The 20,761-nt window shown below is 68.1% G+C and carries 16 protein-coding genes; 6 read left to right on the top strand and 10 right to left on the bottom strand.

Annotated elements, in window-relative coordinates; translation table 11 throughout:
- Positions 1-11: 11 nt before the first annotated feature.
- Positions 12-1,451 (bottom strand): DHA2 family efflux MFS transporter permease subunit, encoded by a 1,440-nt coding sequence (locus tag ACIA12_RS11455; protein ID WP_396366825.1) that lies wholly within the window; start codon positions 1,449-1,451, stop codon positions 12-14.
- 108 nt (positions 1,452-1,559) lie between these two features.
- Between ACIA12_RS11455 and ACIA12_RS11450 the strand changes: the two genes are divergently transcribed.
- On the top strand, positions 1,560-2,264 hold the full coding sequence (locus ACIA12_RS11450) for a TetR/AcrR family transcriptional regulator (protein WP_396366824.1): 705 nt from the start codon (positions 1,560-1,562) through the stop codon (positions 2,262-2,264).
- On the opposite strand, the gene ACIA12_RS11445 is transcribed toward ACIA12_RS11450, so the two are convergent.
- The 3 genes from ACIA12_RS11445 to ACIA12_RS11435 are packed head-to-tail and all read right to left on the bottom strand — an operon-like array spanning position 2,247 to position 4,852.
- Positions 2,247-3,062, bottom strand: a complete 816-nt coding sequence (locus ACIA12_RS11445) for a MerR family transcriptional regulator (RefSeq protein ID WP_396366823.1) — start codon at positions 3,060-3,062, stop codon at positions 2,247-2,249. The genes ACIA12_RS11450 and ACIA12_RS11445 overlap by 18 nt on opposite strands.
- A 9-nt stretch (positions 3,063-3,071) precedes the next feature.
- Positions 3,072-4,376 carry an amidase family protein gene (locus ACIA12_RS11440; protein WP_396366822.1) on the bottom strand — a complete coding sequence of 435 codons (1,305 nt, stop codon included), beginning with the start codon at positions 4,374-4,376 and terminating at the stop codon, positions 3,072-3,074.
- Positions 4,373-4,852, bottom strand: a complete 480-nt coding sequence (locus tag ACIA12_RS11435; protein ID WP_396366821.1) for a TIGR04222 domain-containing membrane protein — start codon at positions 4,850-4,852, stop codon at positions 4,373-4,375. The genes ACIA12_RS11440 and ACIA12_RS11435 overlap by 4 nt, the downstream gene beginning before the upstream one ends.
- A 125-nt stretch (positions 4,853-4,977) precedes the next feature.
- On the opposite strand from ACIA12_RS11435, the gene ACIA12_RS11430 reads away from it, so the two are divergent.
- The gene (locus ACIA12_RS11430) at positions 4,978-5,586 is read left to right on the top strand and encodes a TetR/AcrR family transcriptional regulator (RefSeq protein ID WP_396366820.1); all 609 of its coding nucleotides are present in this window, start codon (positions 4,978-4,980) and stop codon (positions 5,584-5,586) included.
- Between the two features lie 11 nt (positions 5,587-5,597).
- Entirely contained in the window at positions 5,598-6,029 is a 432-nt protein-coding gene (locus ACIA12_RS11425; RefSeq protein WP_396366819.1) for a VOC family protein, read from the top strand.
- Between the two features lie 27 nt (positions 6,030-6,056).
- Here the strand turns inward: ACIA12_RS11425 and ACIA12_RS11420 are convergent, their stop codons facing one another.
- Both ACIA12_RS11420 and ACIA12_RS11415 read right to left on the bottom strand, forming a co-directional pair.
- Positions 6,057-6,698, bottom strand: coding sequence for a response regulator (locus ACIA12_RS11420; protein ID WP_396366818.1), 642 nt, complete (start codon positions 6,696-6,698; stop codon positions 6,057-6,059).
- A complete protein-coding gene (locus tag ACIA12_RS11415) occupies positions 6,686-8,833 on the bottom strand; it encodes a sensor histidine kinase (protein WP_396366817.1) in 2,148 nt (715 codons plus the stop codon). The genes ACIA12_RS11420 and ACIA12_RS11415 overlap by 13 nt, the downstream gene beginning before the upstream one ends.
- Positions 8,834-8,942: 109 nt before the next feature.
- Between ACIA12_RS11415 and ACIA12_RS11410 the strand changes: the two genes are divergently transcribed.
- On the top strand, positions 8,943-9,578 hold the full coding sequence (locus tag ACIA12_RS11410) for a hypothetical protein (protein WP_396366816.1): 636 nt from the start codon (positions 8,943-8,945) through the stop codon (positions 9,576-9,578).
- On the opposite strand, the gene ACIA12_RS11405 is transcribed toward ACIA12_RS11410, so the two are convergent.
- The 4 genes from ACIA12_RS11405 to ACIA12_RS11390 form a co-directional block, all read right to left on the bottom strand.
- Positions 9,567-10,742, bottom strand: a complete 1,176-nt coding sequence (locus tag ACIA12_RS11405) for a M20 family metallopeptidase (protein ID WP_396366815.1) — start codon at positions 10,740-10,742, stop codon at positions 9,567-9,569. The two genes, ACIA12_RS11410 and ACIA12_RS11405, sit on opposite strands and share 12 nt — an antisense overlap.
- Before the next feature lie 102 nt (positions 10,743-10,844).
- Positions 10,845-11,384 carry a hypothetical protein gene (locus ACIA12_RS11400; RefSeq protein ID WP_396366814.1) on the bottom strand — a complete coding sequence of 180 codons (540 nt, stop codon included), beginning with the start codon at positions 11,382-11,384 and terminating at the stop codon, positions 10,845-10,847.
- Between the two features lie 131 nt (positions 11,385-11,515).
- On the bottom strand, positions 11,516-12,457 hold the full coding sequence (locus tag ACIA12_RS11395; protein WP_396366813.1) for an NAD-dependent epimerase/dehydratase family protein: 942 nt from the start codon (positions 12,455-12,457) through the stop codon (positions 11,516-11,518).
- 89 nt (positions 12,458-12,546) lie between these two features.
- The gene (locus tag ACIA12_RS11390) at positions 12,547-13,944 is read right to left on the bottom strand and encodes a serine hydrolase domain-containing protein (protein WP_396366812.1); all 1,398 of its coding nucleotides are present in this window, start codon (positions 13,942-13,944) and stop codon (positions 12,547-12,549) included.
- A gap of 39 nt (positions 13,945-13,983) precedes the next feature.
- Here ACIA12_RS11390 and ACIA12_RS11385 point away from each other — a divergent pair, with 39 nt between their 5' ends.
- Both ACIA12_RS11385 and ACIA12_RS11380 read left to right on the top strand, forming a co-directional pair.
- Positions 13,984-14,877, top strand: coding sequence for a diacylglycerol/lipid kinase family protein (locus tag ACIA12_RS11385; RefSeq protein WP_396366811.1), 894 nt, complete (start codon positions 13,984-13,986; stop codon positions 14,875-14,877).
- Positions 14,878-14,987: 110 nt separating this feature from the next.
- Positions 14,988-20,717: an RHS repeat-associated core domain-containing protein gene (locus ACIA12_RS11380; protein WP_396366810.1), complete on the top strand. Its 5,730-nt coding sequence runs from the start codon at positions 14,988-14,990 to the stop codon at positions 20,715-20,717.
- The last annotated feature ends 44 nt before the right edge of the window (positions 20,718-20,761 follow it).

Below are 20,761 nucleotides of genomic sequence, written 5' to 3'. Positions count from 1 at the left end.
CGGCGTCCAACTCAGTGAGGCTGTACTCCTTCACGTGCCCGCTTGGGGAGGGCGAAGGTGACCAGGAGGCTGACGATGAAGAGTGCGACGGCTACCAACGTGGCCGTCTTGGTGGCGCCGAGGAACTGGTGAGCCGGCAGCAGCTGGAAGAAGATCGTGCCGATCACCGCGACGCCGATCGCCCCGCCGTACTGCTGCATGGCAGTCAGTACGCCGGAAGCCGAGCCGGCCGCCTGGTCGTCGATCGAGGCCAGGATGATGTCGAACAGCGGAGCGAACACCATGCCCGCGCCGATCCCCGTGGCCAGCGTGGCCGGTACCAGGTTCCAGATCGTCGTGGCGTCGCCCTGGGTGTGCAGCGTGAACCAGACCCCGACCATCGCCACCGTCATCACCACGATGCCCAACTGCAGCGCGGTCCGGCCCAGTCGGGGAGCGAGTAGCCCGCCGGACAGCGGCGCGCCGATCGCGATGCCGAGCGAGAACGGCACCATCGCGAGGCCGGCCTTCAGTGGGCTGTAGTGCAGTCCGAGCTGGGTGAAGAGGTTGAACACCAGCATGAAGCCGGACATCGCGAGGAAGAACGTCGAGATCACACCGAGCCCTGCGACGTACCCGCGGTTGCGGAACAGCGACGGATCGATCACCGGGTTGCCGGACCGGCGCTCACGCCAGCCGAACAGCGCGAAGACGCCGACGGATGAGATCAGCATCGCGATCGACCAGGCCGGCCAGCCGAGTTCGCGGCCCTGCACCAGCGGGTAGACCAGCAGGCCGGAAGCAAGACTGACCAGGAGTACGCCGAGCAGGTCCAGCCGAGAGGCGCCGTCTGCCTTGACCTCCGGCATGTAGCGGAGAGCTCCGAAGATGGCGAGGATCCCGATCGGGACGTTGATGAAGAAGATCATCCGCCAGCCGGCGTCGAACCAGTTCGCGTCGATCAGCACCCCGGCGATGATCGGGCCGGCCACCGCGGACAGCCCCATCACCGGACCGAACAGGCTGAACGCCTTGCCGATCTCGGCCGGTGGGAAGACCGCTTTGAGGATCGCGAAGCCCTGCGGGATCATCACCGCTCCCAGCAAACCCTGCGCTATCCGACTGCCGATCAGCAGCTCCGGCGAGGTGGCGAATCCGCAGAGCGCGGAGGTGAGAGTGAAGCCGGCCGCGCCGATCAGGAACAGCCGGCGGCGGCCGACCAGGTCGCCGAGCCGGCCGAAGGTGACCAGCCCGATCGCGAAGGCGAGCGTGTAGCCGGCCAGCATCCACTGCATCGCCGCCTCGGAGCCGCCGAGCTCGGCCCGGATCGACGGGGCGGCGATGTTCACGATGGTGGCGTCGACCAGATCCATGATCTCGGCGACCAGCACGGTCCCGAGCACGATCCAGCGCCACTTGTACGCCGGGGAGGTGGCCGGCGCGGCCGGTTCGGCCAGGGTTTGGGTGCTCATCGGTGGCGCCCCTTTCTCGAGATTATCTCGAACGGTGTTCGCTGACGAACACCGTTCTACGCGCGTACGGTGTTCGTGTCAAGTACGGTGTTCGCTACAGTGGTCCGTATGAACCAGTCGCCGTGGCAACCCATCAGCCCCGAGAAGCCGGCCCGGCCGGTCCGCGAGCCGCTCAGCCGGGAGCGGATCGTCGACGCGGCGATGAGCGTGCTGCTCGAGCAGGGCTACGAGGCGGTCTCGATGCGCAAGGTCGCCCAGGTGCTGAACACCGGACCGGCCTCGCTGTACGCCCACGTGGCGAACAAGAAGGAACTCGACCAGCTGATGCTCGACCGGGCGGCGGAGGGGATCGAGCTCGAGGAGCCCGATCCGGAGCGCTGGCAGGAGCAGCTGAAGGACCTGATGCGCCAGATGCTGAAGATGATGCGCGCCTATCCGGGGGTAGCGCGGGCGGCGATCGGTCAGGTTCCGCTCGGTGATCGCGCGCTGCAGAGCAGTGAGAACATGCTCGGCATCCTCAAGGCGGGCAGGTTGCCGGATCAGGTTGCTGCCTACGCGGTCGACCTGATCCCGCTGTACGTGACCGCGACGGCGTTCGAGGAGAGCGTCCAGCGCGCGGATGAGTGGACCGAAGAGGATGTGGTCAAGTTCGTCGAGGGACTGCGTCAGTACTTCGCGGGCCTGCCGGCGGACAAGTTCCCGATGATTGTGTCGCTGGCTACCGCGCTCACCTCGGGCGCCATGGGCGATGAGCGGTTCGAGTTCGGAGTACAGGTGATCGTGGCCGGGCTGGCCTCACTCGCTGAGAAATAGCGGCTCCTGGAGCTCCGTCACCCAGGCCGCGGGGTCGTCGGGGCAGTCCAGGTAGAGCTCGCGGGAGGCGCTGCCGGAGCGGTGGCCGTTGTCGTCGATCCAGCGGGCCAAGGCCTGCCAGGACGGCAGTACTCCGTCGATGCGCCCGCGGTGGACGAGCGTCGCGGCTCGCGTGGCGGGTAGGTCGACCACCGTCAATCCGTTGAGCGAGGCATCGGAGTCGACGGCGGCCGGTACTGCGGCATGCACGATCACCTCATCGCCGGACGCCTCGTAATAGCAGGTCAACCGCCCGGCCGGCCGGACTCCGGTTGCCTCAGGCAACCGTCGCCCGAGCTCAGCGCAGAGGGGATGGATGACCGGGCCGATGTCGTCGGGCGTGAAGCTGGCCGCGGTACCGGACAACTCGACGAACCGGGCCGCGGGCAGGTCCTTAACCACGACCGCCGGTACGTCGTCGCCTTGCTCGATGCTGCGCAGGCGCGACTCGACTTGCGTCAGCCGCGCGGCGCTCTCGGCCACGGCTGACTCGAGCTCGGCGCGGCGCAACGACAACATCGCCCGTACCTCCACCAGGCTGATCTCGTCGGTGAGCATCGTCGCGACCTGCTCGAGGTTGAAGCCCAGATCCTTGAGAGCGACGATCCGGTTGAGGTCGGCGAGCTGCGCGGCGTCGTAGTTGCGGTAGCCGGTCGCCTCGTCGACGTGGGCCGGCCGGAGCAGACCGATGGCGTCGTAGTGCCGCAGCATCCGGACCGATACCCGGCCGTGCCTGGCGAAATCCCCGATCGCGAACATGATCCCGAGTTAACCAGCCGCGAGCTCGGCGAAGGTGATCGCCGTGTCGTCCTCGTGGAACGGGCCGATCACCTGAGCGCCGACCGGCAGGCCGCTCGCCGGAATCGGCATGCTGACGGCGGGGAGGCCGGTCAGCGAGGCGTGCGAGATCCAGAACACTTGGGCGTCGTACGGGCGGCCGTCGATCGTCCGTTCCTCGAAGGGCCGGTCGTCGTGCGGGAAGGCGGTGGTGAAGCTGGTCGGGCAGAGGAAGACGTCGATGTCTCCGAAGTACGTCTGCCAGGCTGCTCGCGTCGCCAAGCGCCTTTGCTCTTCCTGGATGACCTGAGCGAGAGGGGCGAAGTCGGTGTCCTCGCCATGCGTCGCGAAGAAAAGGCCGATCTGGAAACCGAACGCCTCCGCCTCGGCTGATGGGTCGACGTCGTCCGGCCAGCCTTCGACGATCTTCACGCCTTGGCTTGCGAGGGCGTCGAGCTGGTTGGAGAGCGCCTTGCCCACCTCGTCGGTGACGGGCGCGTCGGGGTGGTCGAGGACTACTCCCACTCGGTAGTCGGTCAGCTTGCGATGCCTTGGTGGTTCGAGGCGCCATGACATCGCTTTACCGGTTGGGCCGCCGGTGATTTGGAGGGCGATGCGCAGGTCCGCGACGGAGGTTGCGAGCGGGCCGAGGCTGGAGGGGTTGGGGAACTCGGTGGTGGGGGCGGGTGGGCCTGGGGGTTGGAAGCCGTCCAGCGGTACTACGCCCGCGGTGGGCTTGAGGCCGTAGACGCCGCAATACGCCGCGGGGAGGCGGATGGAGCCGACCAGGTCGGAGCCGTATTCCAGGTACGTGAGGCCGGCGGCCAGTGCGGCGGCTCCACCTCCGCTGGAGCCTCCCGGAGTACGGGTGGGGTCGTGGGGGTTGTTGGTACGGCCGTAGAGCTCGTTCTGCGTCTGGCCGAAGTCGCCGAGCATGGTGTGGACGTTGCTCTTGCCGACGATGATCGCGCCGGCCCCGGTCAGCCGCTCGACCAGAGTCGCCGACGTGGCGGCCGTGTAGTCGGCGAAGGCCGGGTTGCCCCAGGTGGTGTGCAGGCCGGCGACGTCGATCGCGTCCTTCACGGTCATCGGTACGCCGTGCAGCGGGCCGCCATCGTCTGCTTCGTCGGCGGCCGTGGCTGCTGCCAGCGCGTACTCGGGTCGCGTCTCGATGATCGCGTTGACGGTGTTGTCGGCGGCGATCCGTGCCAGCAGGTCTTCGGTGAGTTCGCGGGAAGAGGCCTGCCCGGCGCGGATCGCGGCGGCGGCCTCGGTCGCGGTGCTGAGTCTGTTCATGCGGTCAGCTCTACGGTCTGACACGGTGTCAGGGTCAAGCCCTCGAGGGTACGCCGGAGTTGCGCGTCCTCGATGGCCTCGGGCCCGAGCACCGCTACCCGGCGAAGCCCCTCGGGCGGGTTGGCCAGCACCTCACGACGTGCTCGCCGACCCGTCCGCGTCAGCCCAGGCAACCACTTCGGCGCCAGCCCGCGCGCAACCAACATGGCCCGCGTCTGCCGCATACCCGAGGACCCAGCAACCGCCTCCACGATGGAGCTCAGTTCGAACGGACCGACCGGCACCGCGGCCAGAACCGCCTGCTCGATCAGGTCCAGCTCGGCAGAATTCGGCTGGTCCAACCGGTGGGCCCGGCCATCCGCGCCGATCTCCAACTGCCCCGACTGACACAGCGCAAGCACAGCCGTCACCACAGCCCGCCGAGCCCCGCCGCAAAGACAGGACAACTCATGCAACGACAACGCAGCCGCTCTCATCCTGACGTCCTCCCAGGTCCCGTTGGCCAGTTGGACCTGTTTCAGCCGACCCCGGTTCCCACTTCAGCCTGTGAGCTTGCTCCGCGGGCCTGAGGCGTTGACAGGATTTATACGCTGTGCAAATAATGCTGACTATGTTAAAGAAGGATGCTGGTGGCTGGCGTGAGGCCCGGCGGGAGAGTGCCCGGGCCGCGGTGCTCGCTGCCGCGTGGGAGCTCGTGCGGGAGGACGGGCTGGCCGCGTTGTCCTTGCGGGAGCTGGCTCGGCGGGCCGGGATCACGACGCCGACCGTGTATGCGTACTTCGAGTCGAAGAACGCGATCCTCGACGCCATGTTCGCCGGGGCGGCACAGGCTTTTCTCGACCTCAAGGCCGGGCTGCCGGTGACCGACGATCCGGGCCAGGACCTGCTGACCGAGGCCAAGGCGTTCGTCGGCTTCTGCGTCGACGACGTACCGCGTTACCAGCTGCTCTTCCAGCGTTCCGTGCCCGGCTTCACGCCGTCGCCGGAGTCCTACGAACTCGCGGTGAGGGCCTTGGTCAACACTCGCGAGCTCCTCGCACGCAACGGCGTGCACGATCCGCAGTACCTCGACATCTTGACCGCCGTCACGACCGGCCTGGTCGATCAGCAGGTCTCCAACGAGCCTGGTGGCGACCGGTGGACCCGGCACGTCGACGAGGTGATCCGGATGTTCCTCGCGCGCTACGCGACCGGGGAAACCAGTACCTGAAGGGGCACATCATGTCCACAGTCACCCAGCCGACGCTCCACCATCTGGCGCTCACCGTGACCGACCTCGAGGCCAGCGTCTCGTGGTACGGGGAGATCTTCGACGTCCACCCGGTGATGGATGTCCCGCATCGCGGCGGCGTCGGCCGGATCCTCGCCGATGCGGACCATCGGCTGATGATCGCTCTGCACCGGCACGAGACCAACGACGGAGAGCTGTGCGCCGAGACGAGGACCGGGCTCGACCATGCCGGCTTCACGGTCGGCAGCCGGGCGGATCTCGAACAGTGGCAGGAACACTTGGAGGCCCATGGGGTGATTCGCGCAGACCTGGCCGACAAGCCGCTGACCCAGTCGCCCATCGCCGACGAACCGTACGCCTCTGTCCTGGTGTTCCGCGACCAGGACAACATCCAGCTGGAACTCTTTGCGCCGGCGAGCTAGCAGGCAGAACCTGTACCAGCGCGGTGCTCACTGGGTTCGGAGCCAGGTGAGGACGGCGAGGACTCGGCGGTTGTCGTCGGGGGTTGGTGGGAGGTCGAGTTTGAGGAAGAGGGTGTTGACGTAGCTCTCGACGGTTTTGCGGCCCAGGTACAGGCGGTCCGCGATGGCCGAGTTGGTTCTGCCCTCGGCCATCAGGGCCAGCACCTGTTGTTCGCGTTCGGTCAGTCGGGCGAGGGGGTCGGCGGCGGTGTTCAGCAGTGAGGACACGACGTCGGGGTCGAGGACCGAGCCGCCGCGGGCGACGCGGCGGATGGAGTCGACGAAGTCGTCGATCTCGGTGACCCGGTCCTTGAGGAGGTAGCCGAGACCGGCGCCGCCGCCTCGGAAGAGGTCGAGTGCCCGGCCCGCGTGGACCCATTGGGAGAGCAGGAGGATGCCGAGGGACGGGTAGGACGTTCGGAGTACGGCGGCTGCCTGCAGGCCTTCGTCGGTGTGGGTCGGTGGCATCCGGATGTCGACGATCACCACCTCGGGGCGATGGCAGGCGACCTCGGTCAGGAGCTCGTCAGCGGTGCCTACGGCCGCATCGACGACGAAGCCTTCCTTGGTCAGCAGCTGGACGATTCCCTCACGGAGCAGGACGCTGTCGTCAGCGATCACGACGTGCACGGCAGCACCGCCTCGATCCGGGTACCGCCGCCGGCCGGGCTGGTGAAATCGAATCGGCCGCCGATTGCCGCGACCCGGTCTGCCAAGCCCTGCAGGCCTCCGCCCGGCGTCACCACTGCGCCGCCTGCTCCGTCATCGGTTACCTCCAACACGACAGCTTCACCTGTACGGCGTACAGAGATCCGCAGTGACTCGGCCGACGCGTGCTTGGCCGCGTTGGCCATGCCCTCGCAGCTCACGAACCACACTGTTGCCTCGACGAGTGCCGGGAAACGCTCATCCGGTACTTCGATTGCCACCGGCAACGGTAAGCGCGCTGCTGCCGTCCGCAAGGCGACGGCCAGTCCTTCGTCGGCGAGCACCGGGGGTAGCACGCTGCGGGTCAGGTCGCGCAATTCGTTGACTGTCCCGCGCAGTTCGGTCACCGCGTCACCCAGTACATGCGCTGCCGCCTTGTCGGTGCTCTCGCGCTCGGCGATCCGCAACCGCAAGGCGAGCGCGACCAGGCGTTGCTGAGCCCCGTCGTGCAGATCGCGTTCGATCCGCCGCCAGTTGCTGTCCTCCGCCTCGACGATCCGGCTCCGCGACTCGCGAACCTCGGCCAGTCGGACCGCCGCATGCGCATGCAACGCAGCGTTCTCCATCGGCAGCGCGGCCGCCGCAAGCACCGCTGCCACCAGCCGCGGTTCACCGGCGAGCCGCCCATCCAGCTCAACCACAGCCACCGCCACCCCACCCGCCCAAACAGTCCGCCGAACCCGCCCACCCACCACCTCACCCTCACCGCCGACCGCACCCACGCCACCGCCCCCGCCGACCCCACCGACCCCACCCACGCCACCGACCCCACCCACGCCACTGGTCCCGCCAACGGCGTCTGCGCTGGTGGGCCTGTTCGGGATGGTTGTTGGGCTTGGTGGTTTGACGGTGCTAGGGCTGCCGTCGGCGTTGATTGGTCGGCCCTCGTCCAGGTAGGCGATGACGGCTGTGGGGTCGTCCAGGGCTTGCCGGAGTACCGGCGTGAGGTCGGTTGTCGTCACCTTGCCGGCGCGGAGGTCGCGGGTGAAGGCGTCGATCGCGCGCGTGGCCAGCCAGGTTCGGCGGTCGAAGCGGCGGTCGATCGCGGCGCGGACGAAGCGGAGCAGGGGACGGAAGGCGGCGGCGACGGCGAGGGTGCCGGCGGCAACGGCTAGTGAGGATCCGAGGCCGGCTCGGGCGGCCAGGGATCCCAGGCTGATGGCGACTGCGGCGTACAGGGCGGTCAGCAGGAGGGTGACTGTCGCGTAGGTGAGGGTTTGGCCGACCAGGCGTTCTACGTCGAAGAGTTCGTGGCGGCGCATTGCGATGGTGACCGAGATGAGGAGGGGGAGGGGCGCGCAGAGCGAGACGACTGTCTCGGCGGTGTAGGCGCTCAGGTTGTCCAGTACGGCGGTTGCCGCGATCAACGATGCGGTGATGCCGATGCCCCAGAGGGCGAGCAGTACCCGGCGGCGCTCAGTTGGTTGCCGCAGGCGTACCGCGATCGAGACGAAGCCGATCAGCATGGAGATACCGGCGAACGCTTCGGCGGCGGCGATCACGGTGAGGGCACCGGAGAGGTCTGCCGGGATCGCGATGTCGACCGGGCCGTTGTGGGCGACGATTCCGGGGGCCCGGTGTGGCCAGATCGCGATCGCGACGGCGAGCGGGCAGGCGAACCAGCCGATCAGGTAGCCGGCGAAGACCGGTCGCCAGCGGGGTGACGGGAGCCGGCCGTCGGGGAACAGGAACTGGAAGAACGGGAGGCTGGCGCCGGCGAAGACCCCGATGATCTCGGCGATCGCCGCGACGGTACCGACTCCTGAGGTGAGCCGGCCGTCGCGGACCTGTCCGGCGGCATAGCTGTAGCAGAGCGAGAACACGACGAGCGCGAGGCCGCCGGCCAGAAACGCCCAGCCGGCGCGGTTGGCCGGTTGCCGGTCGATGATGAAGGCTGCGAACACGCACGCGCCCGAGCCGCTGAAGATGCCGACGAGCGAGGTGGAGTCGAGCCCGCCGGCCAGCACCGGCCCGAGCAGCCCGCAGAGCGCGCCGACCGAGCCGAGAATCCAGCCCGCCGCCGCGAGCGCGTCGGACCGCACCACCCGTAGGCTCACCGCTCGATGATCCCGCCCCGCCGACCAACTCCACAACCAGGAAAACCCGGGGGTCGGGGGCGGGTGGGCACCGCAGACTTGGGGTGGGCCGGCGGTGGATTGTCGGAGTATGAGCACACAGACAGCAGTTACTCCCGCTACCACGACGCGCCCGGTGGGCGCCGTTCTTGCTCCGGTCAGCCTGGTTCTCGGGCCGGTGCTGATCGCGCTGGCCCTGGCCACGCTGCATGAGCCGTGGAGTGGGGACTTGCCGGACTACGACGTCGTCAACAGTGAGCATGGGCTGTTGATGGTGTCCTTCAACTTCGCCGCGGCCGCCTTCCCGTTCCTGTTCGGGTCGGTGTTCGCGATCGCCGTGGCCGGACGGCGCTCGCCGCGACTGGCCGGGGCCGGGCTGGCCTGCTCGGTGCTCGGGTTGTCGGCGATGCTCGCCAACGCGATGCTGAGCGTGCCGGTCGCCCTGATGAACGGTCTCGGCGATCACTCGACGCTGGATCAGCTCGCGTCGCGGTTGAGTTCGCCGCCGTTGGTCGCGCTGTTCGCGTTCCCGCTGTTCTTCGTCGGGTCGATCCTGTCCGGGCTCGCTTTGCGCGGCGCGGTACCTGTCTGGGCCGCGGTCTGTGTGGCGGTCGGCGGGTTCTTCCCGATCGCGATGCTGACCGGAGTCGGCGTACTGGCCCTGCCGATCGCGGCCCTGCGAGTCGCCGGGTCCGTACCGATCATCAAGCAGTACTCAACCAAGTAACCGTAGAGCAGTCAGTACGTAGGCCCGGGCAGCGACCACCAGTTCATCGACGCCGACGGATTCGTCGGCGCGATGGGCTTGGGTGGTGACGGAACCAGGACCGAGCACGACCACCGGTACGCCGAGATCGCGCGCGACGAAACCGCCGTCGCAAGCGGCCGTCCACCCGCCGAGCGGCAGCCGTGGGCCACCGGCGTCGGCAAGCGCCGCATCGGTCACGGTGACCAGGTCCGCGTCGGCGGAGGTGAGGAAGGCGGGCATCTCCATCGGCATCTCCAGCTCCACCGAGAGGCCGCGATCCTGGAGGTTGAGTGCGGCGACACGGACCTTGAGATCGTCGAGCACCGCCTCCGGCGATTCCCCTGGGAGCAGCCGGCGGTCGGCGACGAGCACGCACTCCGCGGGCACGATCGAACCACCGGTACCGCCCTGGATCTGCCCGACGCTCCAGGTGGCTGCCCCGAGCAACGGATGCGGCGACTCAGCCAGCTCCGCATGCAACCGCTCGATCTCGGCGACAACAGCCGCCGCGCCATAGATGGCGTTCGCCCCGTCGGCCGGATTCCCTGCATGGCAGGACTTCCCATGGATCGCGACGCGAAGGTAGGAATCGCCCCGAGCCCCGATGATGGTCTGCAGGTCGGTTGGCTCCGCGGTGATACATCCGATCCAAGAGTCTGTTGCACTCTCCACGTACGCACGGATTCCCTTGCCGGTTTCTTCTTCGTCCATCAGCGCGGCCAGCTCGACCGGACCGCTCAGTTCGACGCCTCGCAAGGCAGCCAATGCAGCTAGGCCTGCTGCGAGGCCGCCTTTCATGTCGGAGGCGCCGCGGCCGTGGATCCGGCCGTCGATCAGTTCGCCGCCGAAGGGGTCTGTGGTCCAGCCGTCGCCGACCGGGACGACGTCGGTATGACCGAGCAGGAGCAGCCCAGGTCCGTTGCCCCCGGCAAGCGTGATGCTGACGTTGTCGCGACCAGGCTCGACCCGGGTGGCGACGACGTCGAGATCGAGCTCGATCGCGGCCGCGCTCAACGCGGCGACCGTCGCCGCCTCCTCGCCGGGGGGATTCTGTCCAGGAGCCCGCAACAGGCTCTGGGTGATCCGGACGAGGAGCTGCTCGTCGACACGATCGAGAACGGCTTGTTCGGCTGGAGTGATCATGGGACCAGTTTCGCAGCGCACACCGGAAAGCCGCGCCCCCGAGGACGCGGCTTCCGGAACCAGCGGACATCGCCGGTGTATGAGCAGATGGCGGCCTTCAGCTCACTTGCTGATGGCAGCGGTGGTGAAGTCCCAGATGGTGGCGTTGGTCGGTACGACCGCGCGGTAGTACCGGGTCGCCCTCGGGGTCCAGGTGAAGGCGGCCTGCCCGACCTTGTTCGTGGTGACCTTGCGCAGGTACAGCCACTTCGTGCTGCCCGGCACCTTGTACTGCAGGGTGACGGCCTTCGACGGCCAGCGGACGAACGCGTTGGCCTTCGGGTTGTAGTAGCCGACGGTCGCGACCACCGTCGTGGTGCCGCCGACGCGCTTGCCGGAGATCGTTGCCGACGACGCGTACTTCGTGACCGACGGTACCGGCTTGAGGACGGCGACGTTGTCGCCTTCGCTGTCCGTGCCGTAGGTGCTGGTCGGGGTCCAGGTAACGGCGCCGATCGGTGAGACGAATGCCGACAGCTCGAGCTGGGCGAACCGGTCGCCGTTGAGGAACTCCAGCTTCGTCTGCGCGGCCTCGGCGGGCGTGCCGAAAGCGAGTCCGGAAGCAAGCAGTGCGGTTGCTGCGAGCAACGACTTGTAACGCATGGGTGTATCCCCCTTGAGCGATGACTTCGGTCAGCAGGAACCGTAAGCAGCTCACGGCGCCCAAGGCGGTGAATCAAGCACATGCTGCATTTTCGGAAACGCAGCCTTGCCCGAACGGGTGGCCGGACCCGCTATCCCAGACCGTGGCGGAACCCCTGCCGCCAACTGGCATAGCCGGGCTGCCAGCCGAAGGCGTCCTTCGCCAAGCTGTTGTCCGCTCCGCGGATCTGCGTGAAGGCGGAGACCGCTGCCTCACCGGCGGCCAGCTTGGCCAGCCATACCGGGAGGTGACGCGGTGGCTTCGCGCCGAGAATCCGAGCGAGCTCCGGCAGCCAGACCGCCGCGGAGGCCGGGTCGTCGTCGGCGATCTGGTAGATGCCGGGGTCGCCCGTCGTGACGGCCCGCACGGTCGCGTCGGCGGCGTCGTCGTAGTGGATGAAGGACCAGACGCCGGAGCCGTCGCCGATCAACGGCAGCCTGCGGCGGCGGATCAGCTCGACCAGCTCGCCACCCTTGCCGAGCGCCCCCGTCGGACCGTAGAAGTTCGCGTACCGGAGTACGAGGCCCTCGAGAGCCTGGTCTCCGGTGACGGCCGCCTCGAGGTGGCGGATGCCGGCCATCGTCTGACTGGTCGCGGCGACCGGATCAGCGTCCAGCGGGTCGCTCTCGGTCTTGGTCGGTGAGCCACTGCGCTGCAGGTTCCAGCCGCCGTAGCTCTGGACGATGATCCGTCGTACGCCGGCCGCGTGCGAGGCGGCGAGCAGGTTGTCCGTGCCCTCGGTCCGCAGCCGGTTGGTCAGCGCGAAGCTCTCGTCGAACTTCCTGAAGTCGATCCCGGACTTCAGCGCCGTCATCTGGTGCACGACCACTTCCGGCTGCACGGACCCGACGGCCGCCTTCACCGCTGCAGCATCCAGCCCGTCCGCCAGCACAACCTGAGCGCCCTGCGCCCGTACGCCGGCCGCGCCCGACACGGACCGGATCATCCCGGTCACCTCGTGCCCAGCCGCGATCAGCTTCGGCACCAGCGAACGTCCGAGTCCGCCCGTCGCACCTGCCACCAAGACCTTCATGTCATCCTCCGTCCCAGACGCTCTCTTGCTGTCTACGACCCAGGGACACGGCGGACGGCGGTCATGTGACTATGACCCGCGTCACATCCTCAGCGTGAGCGCAGTGTCATCTCCGGCGGCCAGAAGGAGACGTTGAAGCGGAGGTCGATCTGCAGCGCGTCGCCGTCGAGGTGGCAGCGCATCGTGACGACGTACGGCGTCTCGAGGTAGCGGACGACCGCCACGAAGGTGTCGCCATCGCCGTACGCGCTGGTGACCAGGCGTTGCTCGGTCGTCTGCAGCTTGTCGACATCCTCACGCCATGGGCCTGGCGCGAAGATCAGCTCCTGCGTCCGGTCCGCGGGTACCCCGGCGTCGTCCGCCACCGCCCCGGGCACAAGGGTGAACGTGCCGGTGCCATCCGGGTCGAGCCGGACCGCGGCGATCCCCATCGGGTTGGCGTCGAACTCGTAGGTCCGCCCGTTGCCGCTAGGCGTAGGACTGGTCGGCAGCAGCAGCTCGAGTCGCGGCGGCCGCGCAGTACCGTCGCCTGCCTCGCCCTGCAGCGCCGGCAGCAGGTGCTCCCAGATGATGTCCATGACGGCCTGCATGTCGGGCGAGGCGCTGGTGATGACGAGTGTCGCGTCGTGATCGGGGAAGACCAGGCAGTACTGACCGAAGGCGCCGTCGCCGCGGTACGCGTTGTTGCGGGCCCGCCAGAACTGGTAGCCGTACCCCTGCTTCCAGTCCGGGTTCTGCTCGACGGAGTTGTCGACCTGTTTCTTGGTCGCCTCGTCGATCCAGTCGGCCGGGATGAGCTGCTTGCCGTCCCACTCGCCGCGCTGCAGCAGGAACTGGCTGAACCGCGCCAGCGACTCGGTGTTGATGCTCAGCCCCCAGCCACCGAGCGTGACGCCCTCCTTCGACGTCGGCCAGGTCGCCTCCGAGATGCCGAGCGGCTCGAACAGCCTCGGCCGCAGGTAGTCGAGCAGCGTCTCGCCGGTGACCTTGCCCAGGATCGCGGACAGCATGTACGTCGCGCCGGTGTTGTAGACGAACGGAGCGCCCGGCGCATGCCCGACCTCCAGAGCGAAGAAGCCGCGAATCATCCGCCCGCCCCGGCCGATGGCCTCGAGGGTGTCCTGCGTGTGACCGGTCGACATCGTCAGCAGGTGCCGGATCTCCATCGCGGCCAGGTTGTCGCTGATCTCGCCCGGCAGATCGTCCGGGCCGAAGAACGACACGACCTTGTCGTCGATCGAGAGCTTGCCCTCGGCGACGAGCAGGCCGATGCCCATCGAGGTGAAGCTCTTGGAGACCGAGAACAGCAGGTGCGGATCCTCGATCCGGTACGGCGCCCAGGTCTCCTCGAGCACGACCTGGCCGTGTCTCAGCAACATCAGCGTCTGGATCTCCTGCTCGGACGCGTCGAGGGCGCCGACGAAGGCGTCCAGCGCGGCGGCGGATAGGCCCTGGGCTTCTGGGGTACTCCGTGGAAGGCTGCTCACCCCGAGCACGTTATCTCCTCGAACGGACAAGAAAACATCGTGACTTCCCGAGCTGCCGTGATCCTCAATCCGATCAAGGTCGCAGATCCCGACGAGTTCCGCGGCAAGGTCGACTCCGCGCTGACCGAGCGTGGCTTCGACGACACGCTCTGGCTGGAGACGACCGAGGACGATGCCGGTACGACGATGGCCAGGCGTGCGATCGAGGAGGCGGTCGATCTGGTCGTGGTGGCCGGTGGCGACGGGACGGTCCGGGTCGTCTGCGCCGAGCTGGCCGGGACCGGCATCGCGGTCGCGGTGCTGCCGGCCGGCACCGGCAACCTGCTGGCCCGCAACCTCGGCATCTCGCTCGATCTCGATCTCGCGCTGACCGAGACGCTCGACGGCACCGAGCAACGGATCGACAGTGTCCGGATCGAGGGCGATCAGCTCGACGACCGGTTCGTCGTGATGGCCGGCCTCGGCCTCGATGCCGCGATCATCGCCGACGCCCCCGACGGGGTGAAGAAACACGTCGGCTGGGCGGCGTACGTGGTCTCGACCGTGAAGAACCTCAACCACCCCTTCGTCCGGGTGGAGATCACCATCGACGACCAGCCCCCCGTACGCCGCCGCGCGCGGACGGTCGTGATCGGCAACGTCGGCACCCTGCAGGCCAACATCCCGTTGCTGCCGGACGCCAAGCCCGACGACGGGGTGATCGATCTCGTCGTGCTGGCGCCGCGCCGGGTCAGCCACTGGCCGCGGCTGGCCCTGAGCCTGGTCGTCAAGCGCATGCAGGAAGGCCGGCACATCGAGCGCTTCACCGGCCGCACCATCCAGGTCAAGGCCGCCACCACCGTCCGTCGCGAGTTGGACGGCGACGAGATCTCGGACGGCCGCATCCTCACCGCGACCGTCGACCCCGCGGCGCTGCTCGTGCGGGTGCCCTGAGCAGCCGACCCCTTTCCATGCTGATGGAAGGCCTGGTTCTGGAGCGGTGACAAGCACCACCATCACCTGTGCGGGTATGCCCACCCGCCCTGGGGAGGGGTGTCACAACTGTGAAGGAAACGCGAACGCGCCGCCGGTCGGCCGGTGTGCTGGCAGCAGGTCTGTTCATCTCCGTCCTGGTGGGGTCACCGTCGACCACCGTCACGGCGGCAGCGGCCGGAGGCGGTCCGAGCGTCCCACTGCCGGATGTGCCGTCCGTCAACGTCACCGGCCAGCAGATGCAGCCGAGAGGCAAGGACGAGGCCAGCACCCGCGCACTGAGCGGTGATCAGCCACAGTCCGGCGCGGCCGCAGAGGGATCCGGTACGCAGCACGCGACGCAACTGGCGCCGTCCTCGAGTTGGAGTGTCGCAGCGCAGTCGGGGACCTTCACCTGGTCGTACCCGATCGACGTACCGCCGTCGCCCGGCGGCTTGCAGCCTTCGCTGGCACTGTCCTACTCCTCGTCGGCGGTGGACGGCCGGACCAGTGCGACCAACAACCAGCCGTCCTGGGTCGGTGACGGGTGGGACCTCGATGTCGGCTCGATCGAGCGCACCTACGGCGGTTGCTCCGAGGACAAGGAAGGCAGCAACAAAGGCCAGAACGCGGGGGACCTGTGCTGGCGGTCGGACAACGCCACCGCGTCCTACCCGGGTGGTGGCGGGCAGCTCATCCTCGGCGCCAACGGCTGGCGGCAGCGCACCGACAACGGCTCGCGGATCGAGAAGCTGACCGGCGCGGCCAACGGGGCCAAGGACGGTGAGTACTGGCGGATCACCACGGTCGACGGCACGCAGTACCTGTTCGGCTCCCGTCCGGCAGCGAAGTCGACCTGGACCGTCCCGGTCTACGGCGACGACACCGACGAGCCGTGTCACGGCAGCACCTTCGCCACCTCGGTCTGCACCCAGGCGTGGAAGTGGAACCTGGACAAGGTCATCGACCGGTACGGCAATGTCATCCAGTACGACTACGAGACCGAGACCAACTCGTACGGGCAGAACGTCAAGGACACGGCCGCCTCCTACATCCGTGGTGGCTGGCTGACCAAGGCGGAGTACGGGCTGCACACCGGGCTCGACGTGCAGCCGACCGGCCGGGTGCTGTTCTCGACCGCCGAGCGCTGTGTGCCCGGCAGCACCTGCGTCTACGAGAAGAAGGACAACTTCCCGGACGTACCGCTCGACGAGCGCTGCGTGGTGGCGACCTGCAAGGACCACTACTCGCCGACCTTCTGGACCACCAAGCGGCTGAGCGCCATCACCACCCAGGTGCGGACCGGCGACGACTCGTACGCCGATGTCGACCGCTGGGATCTCGACCAGCAGTTCCCCGCGCCGGGTGACGGCGACAAGGCCGCGCTGTGGCTCAAGTCGATCACCCACACAGGCCTGGCCGGGGGCTCGATCACGTTGCCGTCGGTGGCGTTCGAGGGCGCCAAGCTGGCGAACCGGGTCTACCAGTCGGACAACCTGTCGCCGATCATCCGGTACCGGATCACCGGCATCGTCTCGGAGTCCGGCGGCGTCATCTCGGTCAACTACGCGCCACCGGACTGTCTCGCGCCGCCGACCAATCCGGAGTCGAACACCAAACGCTGCTTCCCGGTCCGCTGGACGAAGAAGGACTTCGCCGAGCGCACCGACTACTTCAACAAGTACGTCGTCGAGTCGGTGATCCAGTCCGACCGGCTCAGCTCGAGCACCCAGCAAGAGATCCACTACGAGTACCTGGACGGCGCCGCCTGGCACTACGACCAGTCCGAGTTCACGCCGGCCGACAAGAAGACCTGGAACGAGTTCCGTGGCTTCGGCCGGGTGGTGATCCGCGGCGGCAGCGAGCACGACGAGGCCGGCCCGATCACTCGCTCGGAGCAGCGGTTCTACCGGGGCATGAACGGCGACCGGCTGAACAAGGACGGTGGCACCAAGACAGTCTCCGTGACCGACTCCGAGGGCGGCGTCCATGCCGACGAGGACTGGCTGGCCGGGACCGAGTACGAGACGGCCACCTACGACGGCAACTCGGACACGGTGCTCGGCAAGACGATCACCGACCCGGTCTGGCAGGGGCCGACGGCCACTCGCGGGGCTTACAACGCGTACATCGTCAAGCCGGGAACCGTCCGCGAGTTCGCCGCGCTGGACGCGGGTCGCGGCTGGCGGGTCACCAGGACCAGTACCGAGTACGACGACCGCGGCCAGGTGAAGAAGGTCGACGACGCCGGAGACGTCGCGGTCGCCACTGACGACACCTGCACCCGGACGACCTATCTCCGCAATGACAGCAAGTGGCTGCTCAGCCTGCCGTCCCGGGTGGAGACGGTAGCGGTGAAGTGCGCCACCATTCCGACGTACCCGGACGACCTGATCTCCGACGTACGGACCTCGTTCGACGGACAGCCGGCGGCGACGGCGCCCGAGTCCGGCTCGGTGACCCGGCTGGAGCAGCGCGTCGGCGGGACAGCCGACGCACCGGCGTACAAGACCGTCGCCACCTCCGAGTACGACGCGCATGGCCGGGTGAAGGTGAGCAAGGACGCCCTCGGGCGGGCCACTACGACCACGTACGTCCCGGAGACGGGCGGCCCGGTCGTCAAGACCATCCAGACCAATGCGCTCGGCCACACGACGACGACCACGCTGGACCCGACCAGGGGACAGCCGGTGCTGGTGGTCGACCCCAACAACCGCAGGACCGAGTCGGCATACGACGCCCTCGGCCGCCTGGTCGAGACCTGGCTGCCGAACCGCGTGCGCAACGTGAACCCGCCGCAGACGGGCAACTACCGCTACAGCTACCTCGTCCGCAACGACGCCCCGACGGCGGTCACCACCTCGACCCTCGGCCCGCGCGGGAACTACTCCACCTCCACCGCCCTGTATGACGGATTGCTGCGGCAGCGCCAAACGCAGAGCCCCTCGCCTGGTGGCGGCCGTCTGCTCGCGGATACCCGGTACGACTCGCAGGGCCGGCAGGCCAAGACGACGCAGGGGTACTTCAACGACAAGCCGGTCGACACCGAGCTTTGGGTTGCCAACGACAACGAAGTACCAGGGCTGACGACCACTGAGTACGACGGGGCCGGGCGACCGGCGGAGTCGATCTACCGCCATGGCAGCGAAGAACTCTGGCGGACCAGTACCCGGTACAGCGGGGACTGGACGTCCATCGACCCACCGGACGGCACCACCCCGACCAAGACGATCACGGACGGCCGTGGCCGGGCGATTGAGCTCCGGCAGTACCGGGGCGCCGCACCGACGGGGGACTTCGACAAGACCAGCTACGCCTACACGCCGTCCGGCCAGCTGGCCACCATGACCGATGCCTCGGGCAACAAGTGGGAGTACCGCTACAACCTCCGCGGTCAGGAGGTGTGGCGCAAGGACCCGGACAAGGGCGTCACCACCACGGGGTACGACGACGTGGGCCAGGTGGTCTCGACCACGGATGCCCGCAGCCAGACGATCGCCTACACGTACGACGCGCTCGGCCGGAAGACGGGCGACTACGTCGGCTCCACCAGCGGTACGAAGACGGCGGCGTGGACGTACGACACGTTGGACAACGGGTCGACGGTCAAGGGCCAGTTGGCGACAGCGACGAGCTACGGGCCCGGGGGAGCCGCCTACAAGGAGGCCGTGCTCGGGTACAACGCGCTCTACAAGCCGGTGAAGACGACGCTGACCGTCCCGGAGAGCACAGTCGGCGCAGAGGGGCCGTTGGCGGGGACGTACGAGGCCAGCAGCACCTACAACGTCGACGGGAGCGTGGCCAGCGAGACCTACCCGGAGATCGGTGGGCTCTTCAAGGAGTCGGTCTTCCACACGTACGACGACCAGGCCCGGCCGCTGCGGACTTACGGCGGCCCGAGCGGCCAGACCGTCGAGTACGCGCTGCAGACCGACTACACGAAGTACGGCGAACAGCAGCGGGTGCAGCTCGGCGAGGGGACCAAGCGGGTCTGGCTGTCGAGCTACTACGAGGACAGCACACGGCGGCTCAACCGAACGATCGTCGATGCCGAGCTGCCCCAGCCCATGCAGTCCGATGTGCACTACACGCGGGATCAGTCGGGCCGGATCACCTCGATCGCGGACACCCCGCTGGAGAAGCCTGCTGATGTCCAGTGCTTCAAGTACGACTACCTGCAGCGGCTGACCGAGGCGTGGACGCCTGGCAACGGCTGTGAGAACGCGCCGGCGAAGGACCAGCTCGCGGGCGGGGCGCCGTACTGGAACTCCTACACCTACGACAGCACCGGCAACCGCAAGACAGAGACGCAGCACGCCGGTGCCGTAGACCGGGTCAGCACCTCTACTTATCCGGCGGCAGGCAGCACACGTCCGCATGCGGTCGGCTCCGTCAGCATCACGGGTGGGCCGACAGAGAACTACGACTACGACGCCAGCGGCAACACGACCGCCAAGGGCGCGCAGACCCTGGCCTGGGATCCGCAGGGCCGCCTGAGCAAGGTGACCGAGGCAGGGAAGAGCACCGAGTTCCTGTACGACTCCGAGGGGACCCGTCTGCTCCGGCGGGATCCGGTGAGCACCACGCTGTACCTGGGCAACCAGGAGCTGAAGCTGGACCGCGCTACCGGCGCGCTGACCGCCACCCGCTACTACAACCACGCAGGGTCCGCGATCGCGGTCAGGACCACGGCAGGGCTCTCCTGGCTGGCCAGTGATCACCACAACACCGAGCAGTTGGCGATCGACTCGCAGGCCCAGTCGGTCGTCCAGCAACGGTCGCTGCCCTTCGGTGCTCCGCGTGGGACGCCTGCTGATCTGCCTGGTGAGAAGGGGTTCATCGGGGGGACGCAGGACGCGTCCACCGGGCTGACCCAGATCGGGGCACGGGCCTATGACCCGGATACCGGGCGGTTCCTCTCGGTCGACAAGGTGGCCGATCCGGGTGACCCGCAGCAGCTCAATGGGTACGCCTACGCGAACAACGACCCGGTCAGCGCTGCCGACCCGACCGGTCTGCGGATGTGCGATGACCCTGCCTGTACGGAGTACCAGGCTGCTGATGGCACCTGTGTCTGCCCGTCGAGCCCGGAGTACAACGGGACGAACCTGCTGCACCCGCAGAACCACAGCACCAAGCACGACGCGGTACAGACCGCCGCAGGTGAGCGGATCGCGCGGCAGGCCCGGGCGCTCGGGATGAAGAACGTCCGGCTGCAGTTCAAGGTCAAGGTGCCACAAGGGGCCAAGAAGTGCGCCGACAAGACGACGTGGATCCAGATACCGGGCTGTACCACCGACGGTGAGGCCGACATCGTGCTCACCATCGAGATGTGCCCTGCCGGGCCGTTGTCCTGCTACGACCAGCGCTACGTCTGGGAGGTCAAGGCACTGGGTCAGGACCGGAACTACCGGGCGCAGAAGGAGGCCCAGTGGTACGCCGACCATCTGCAGGACCTGTCCGATCCGGGACATCAGATCTTCGCCAAACCTGGCTGGACGATCGGCGGACCGTACAAGGACGTCGCGGGCTTCCCGAAGACGAACTACTGGGGCACGGTGAACGGCGCGGTCACCTACGGCGACGAGGATCAGCCGAAGGTGAAGCAGCATCTGAAGGAGTCGCAGGAGATCGGCACCCTCGAGGAGTTCGCCGAGACCCGCGACCGGTGGAAGAGCTGGCGGCAGGAACTGCCGTGCGGTTGCCCGGCGCCACCGGCCCCGCCGCAGACCGAGCAGAAGCCGAACCCGGTCGTTCGGCCCATCCCGGTCCCGATCCCCATCCCGATTCCGATTCCCTTCCCGATCCCGTTGATCCGGTGACCGCCCGACCGGTGAGCGGTGACGGCCCGGTCGGTGAGCCAGTG

Source organism: Kribbella sp. NPDC051620 (assembly GCF_044453825.1).
In the GTDB taxonomy this organism is placed as follows: domain Bacteria; phylum Actinomycetota; class Actinomycetes; order Propionibacteriales; family Kribbellaceae; genus Kribbella.
The sequence above is the reverse complement of the archived record's forward strand: the minus strand, read 5'-3'. Positions and strand labels throughout refer to the sequence as shown.

Excerpts from the sequence above, each read along its gene's own strand:
- ACIA12_RS11435 (WP_396366821.1), bottom strand. The coding sequence starts at position 4,852 with ATGAGAGCGGCTGCGTTGTCGTTGCATGAGTTGTCCTGTCTTTGCGGC.
- ACIA12_RS11430 (WP_396366820.1), top strand. The coding sequence starts at position 4,978 with ATGCTGACTATGTTAAAGAAGGATGCTGGTGGCTGGCGTGAGGCCCGG.
- ACIA12_RS11440 (WP_396366822.1), bottom strand. The coding sequence starts at position 4,376 with ATGAACAGACTCAGCACCGCGACCGAGGCCGCCGCCGCGATCCGCGCC.
- ACIA12_RS11455 (WP_396366825.1), bottom strand. The coding sequence starts at position 1,451 with ATGAGCACCCAAACCCTGGCCGAACCGGCCGCGCCGGCCACCTCCCCG.
- ACIA12_RS11410 (WP_396366816.1), top strand. The coding sequence starts at position 8,943 with ATGAGCACACAGACAGCAGTTACTCCCGCTACCACGACGCGCCCGGTG.
- ACIA12_RS11450 (WP_396366824.1), top strand. The coding sequence starts at position 1,560 with ATGAACCAGTCGCCGTGGCAACCCATCAGCCCCGAGAAGCCGGCCCGG.
- ACIA12_RS11395 (WP_396366813.1), bottom strand. The coding sequence starts at position 12,457 with ATGAAGGTCTTGGTGGCAGGTGCGACGGGCGGACTCGGACGTTCGCTG.
- ACIA12_RS11405 (WP_396366815.1), bottom strand. The coding sequence starts at position 10,742 with ATGATCACTCCAGCCGAACAAGCCGTTCTCGATCGTGTCGACGAGCAG.
- ACIA12_RS11445 (WP_396366823.1), bottom strand. The coding sequence starts at position 3,062 with ATGTTCGCGATCGGGGATTTCGCCAGGCACGGCCGGGTATCGGTCCGG.
- ACIA12_RS11425 (WP_396366819.1), top strand. The coding sequence starts at position 5,598 with ATGTCCACAGTCACCCAGCCGACGCTCCACCATCTGGCGCTCACCGTG.
- ACIA12_RS11400 (WP_396366814.1), bottom strand. The coding sequence starts at position 11,384 with ATGCGTTACAAGTCGTTGCTCGCAGCAACCGCACTGCTTGCTTCCGGA.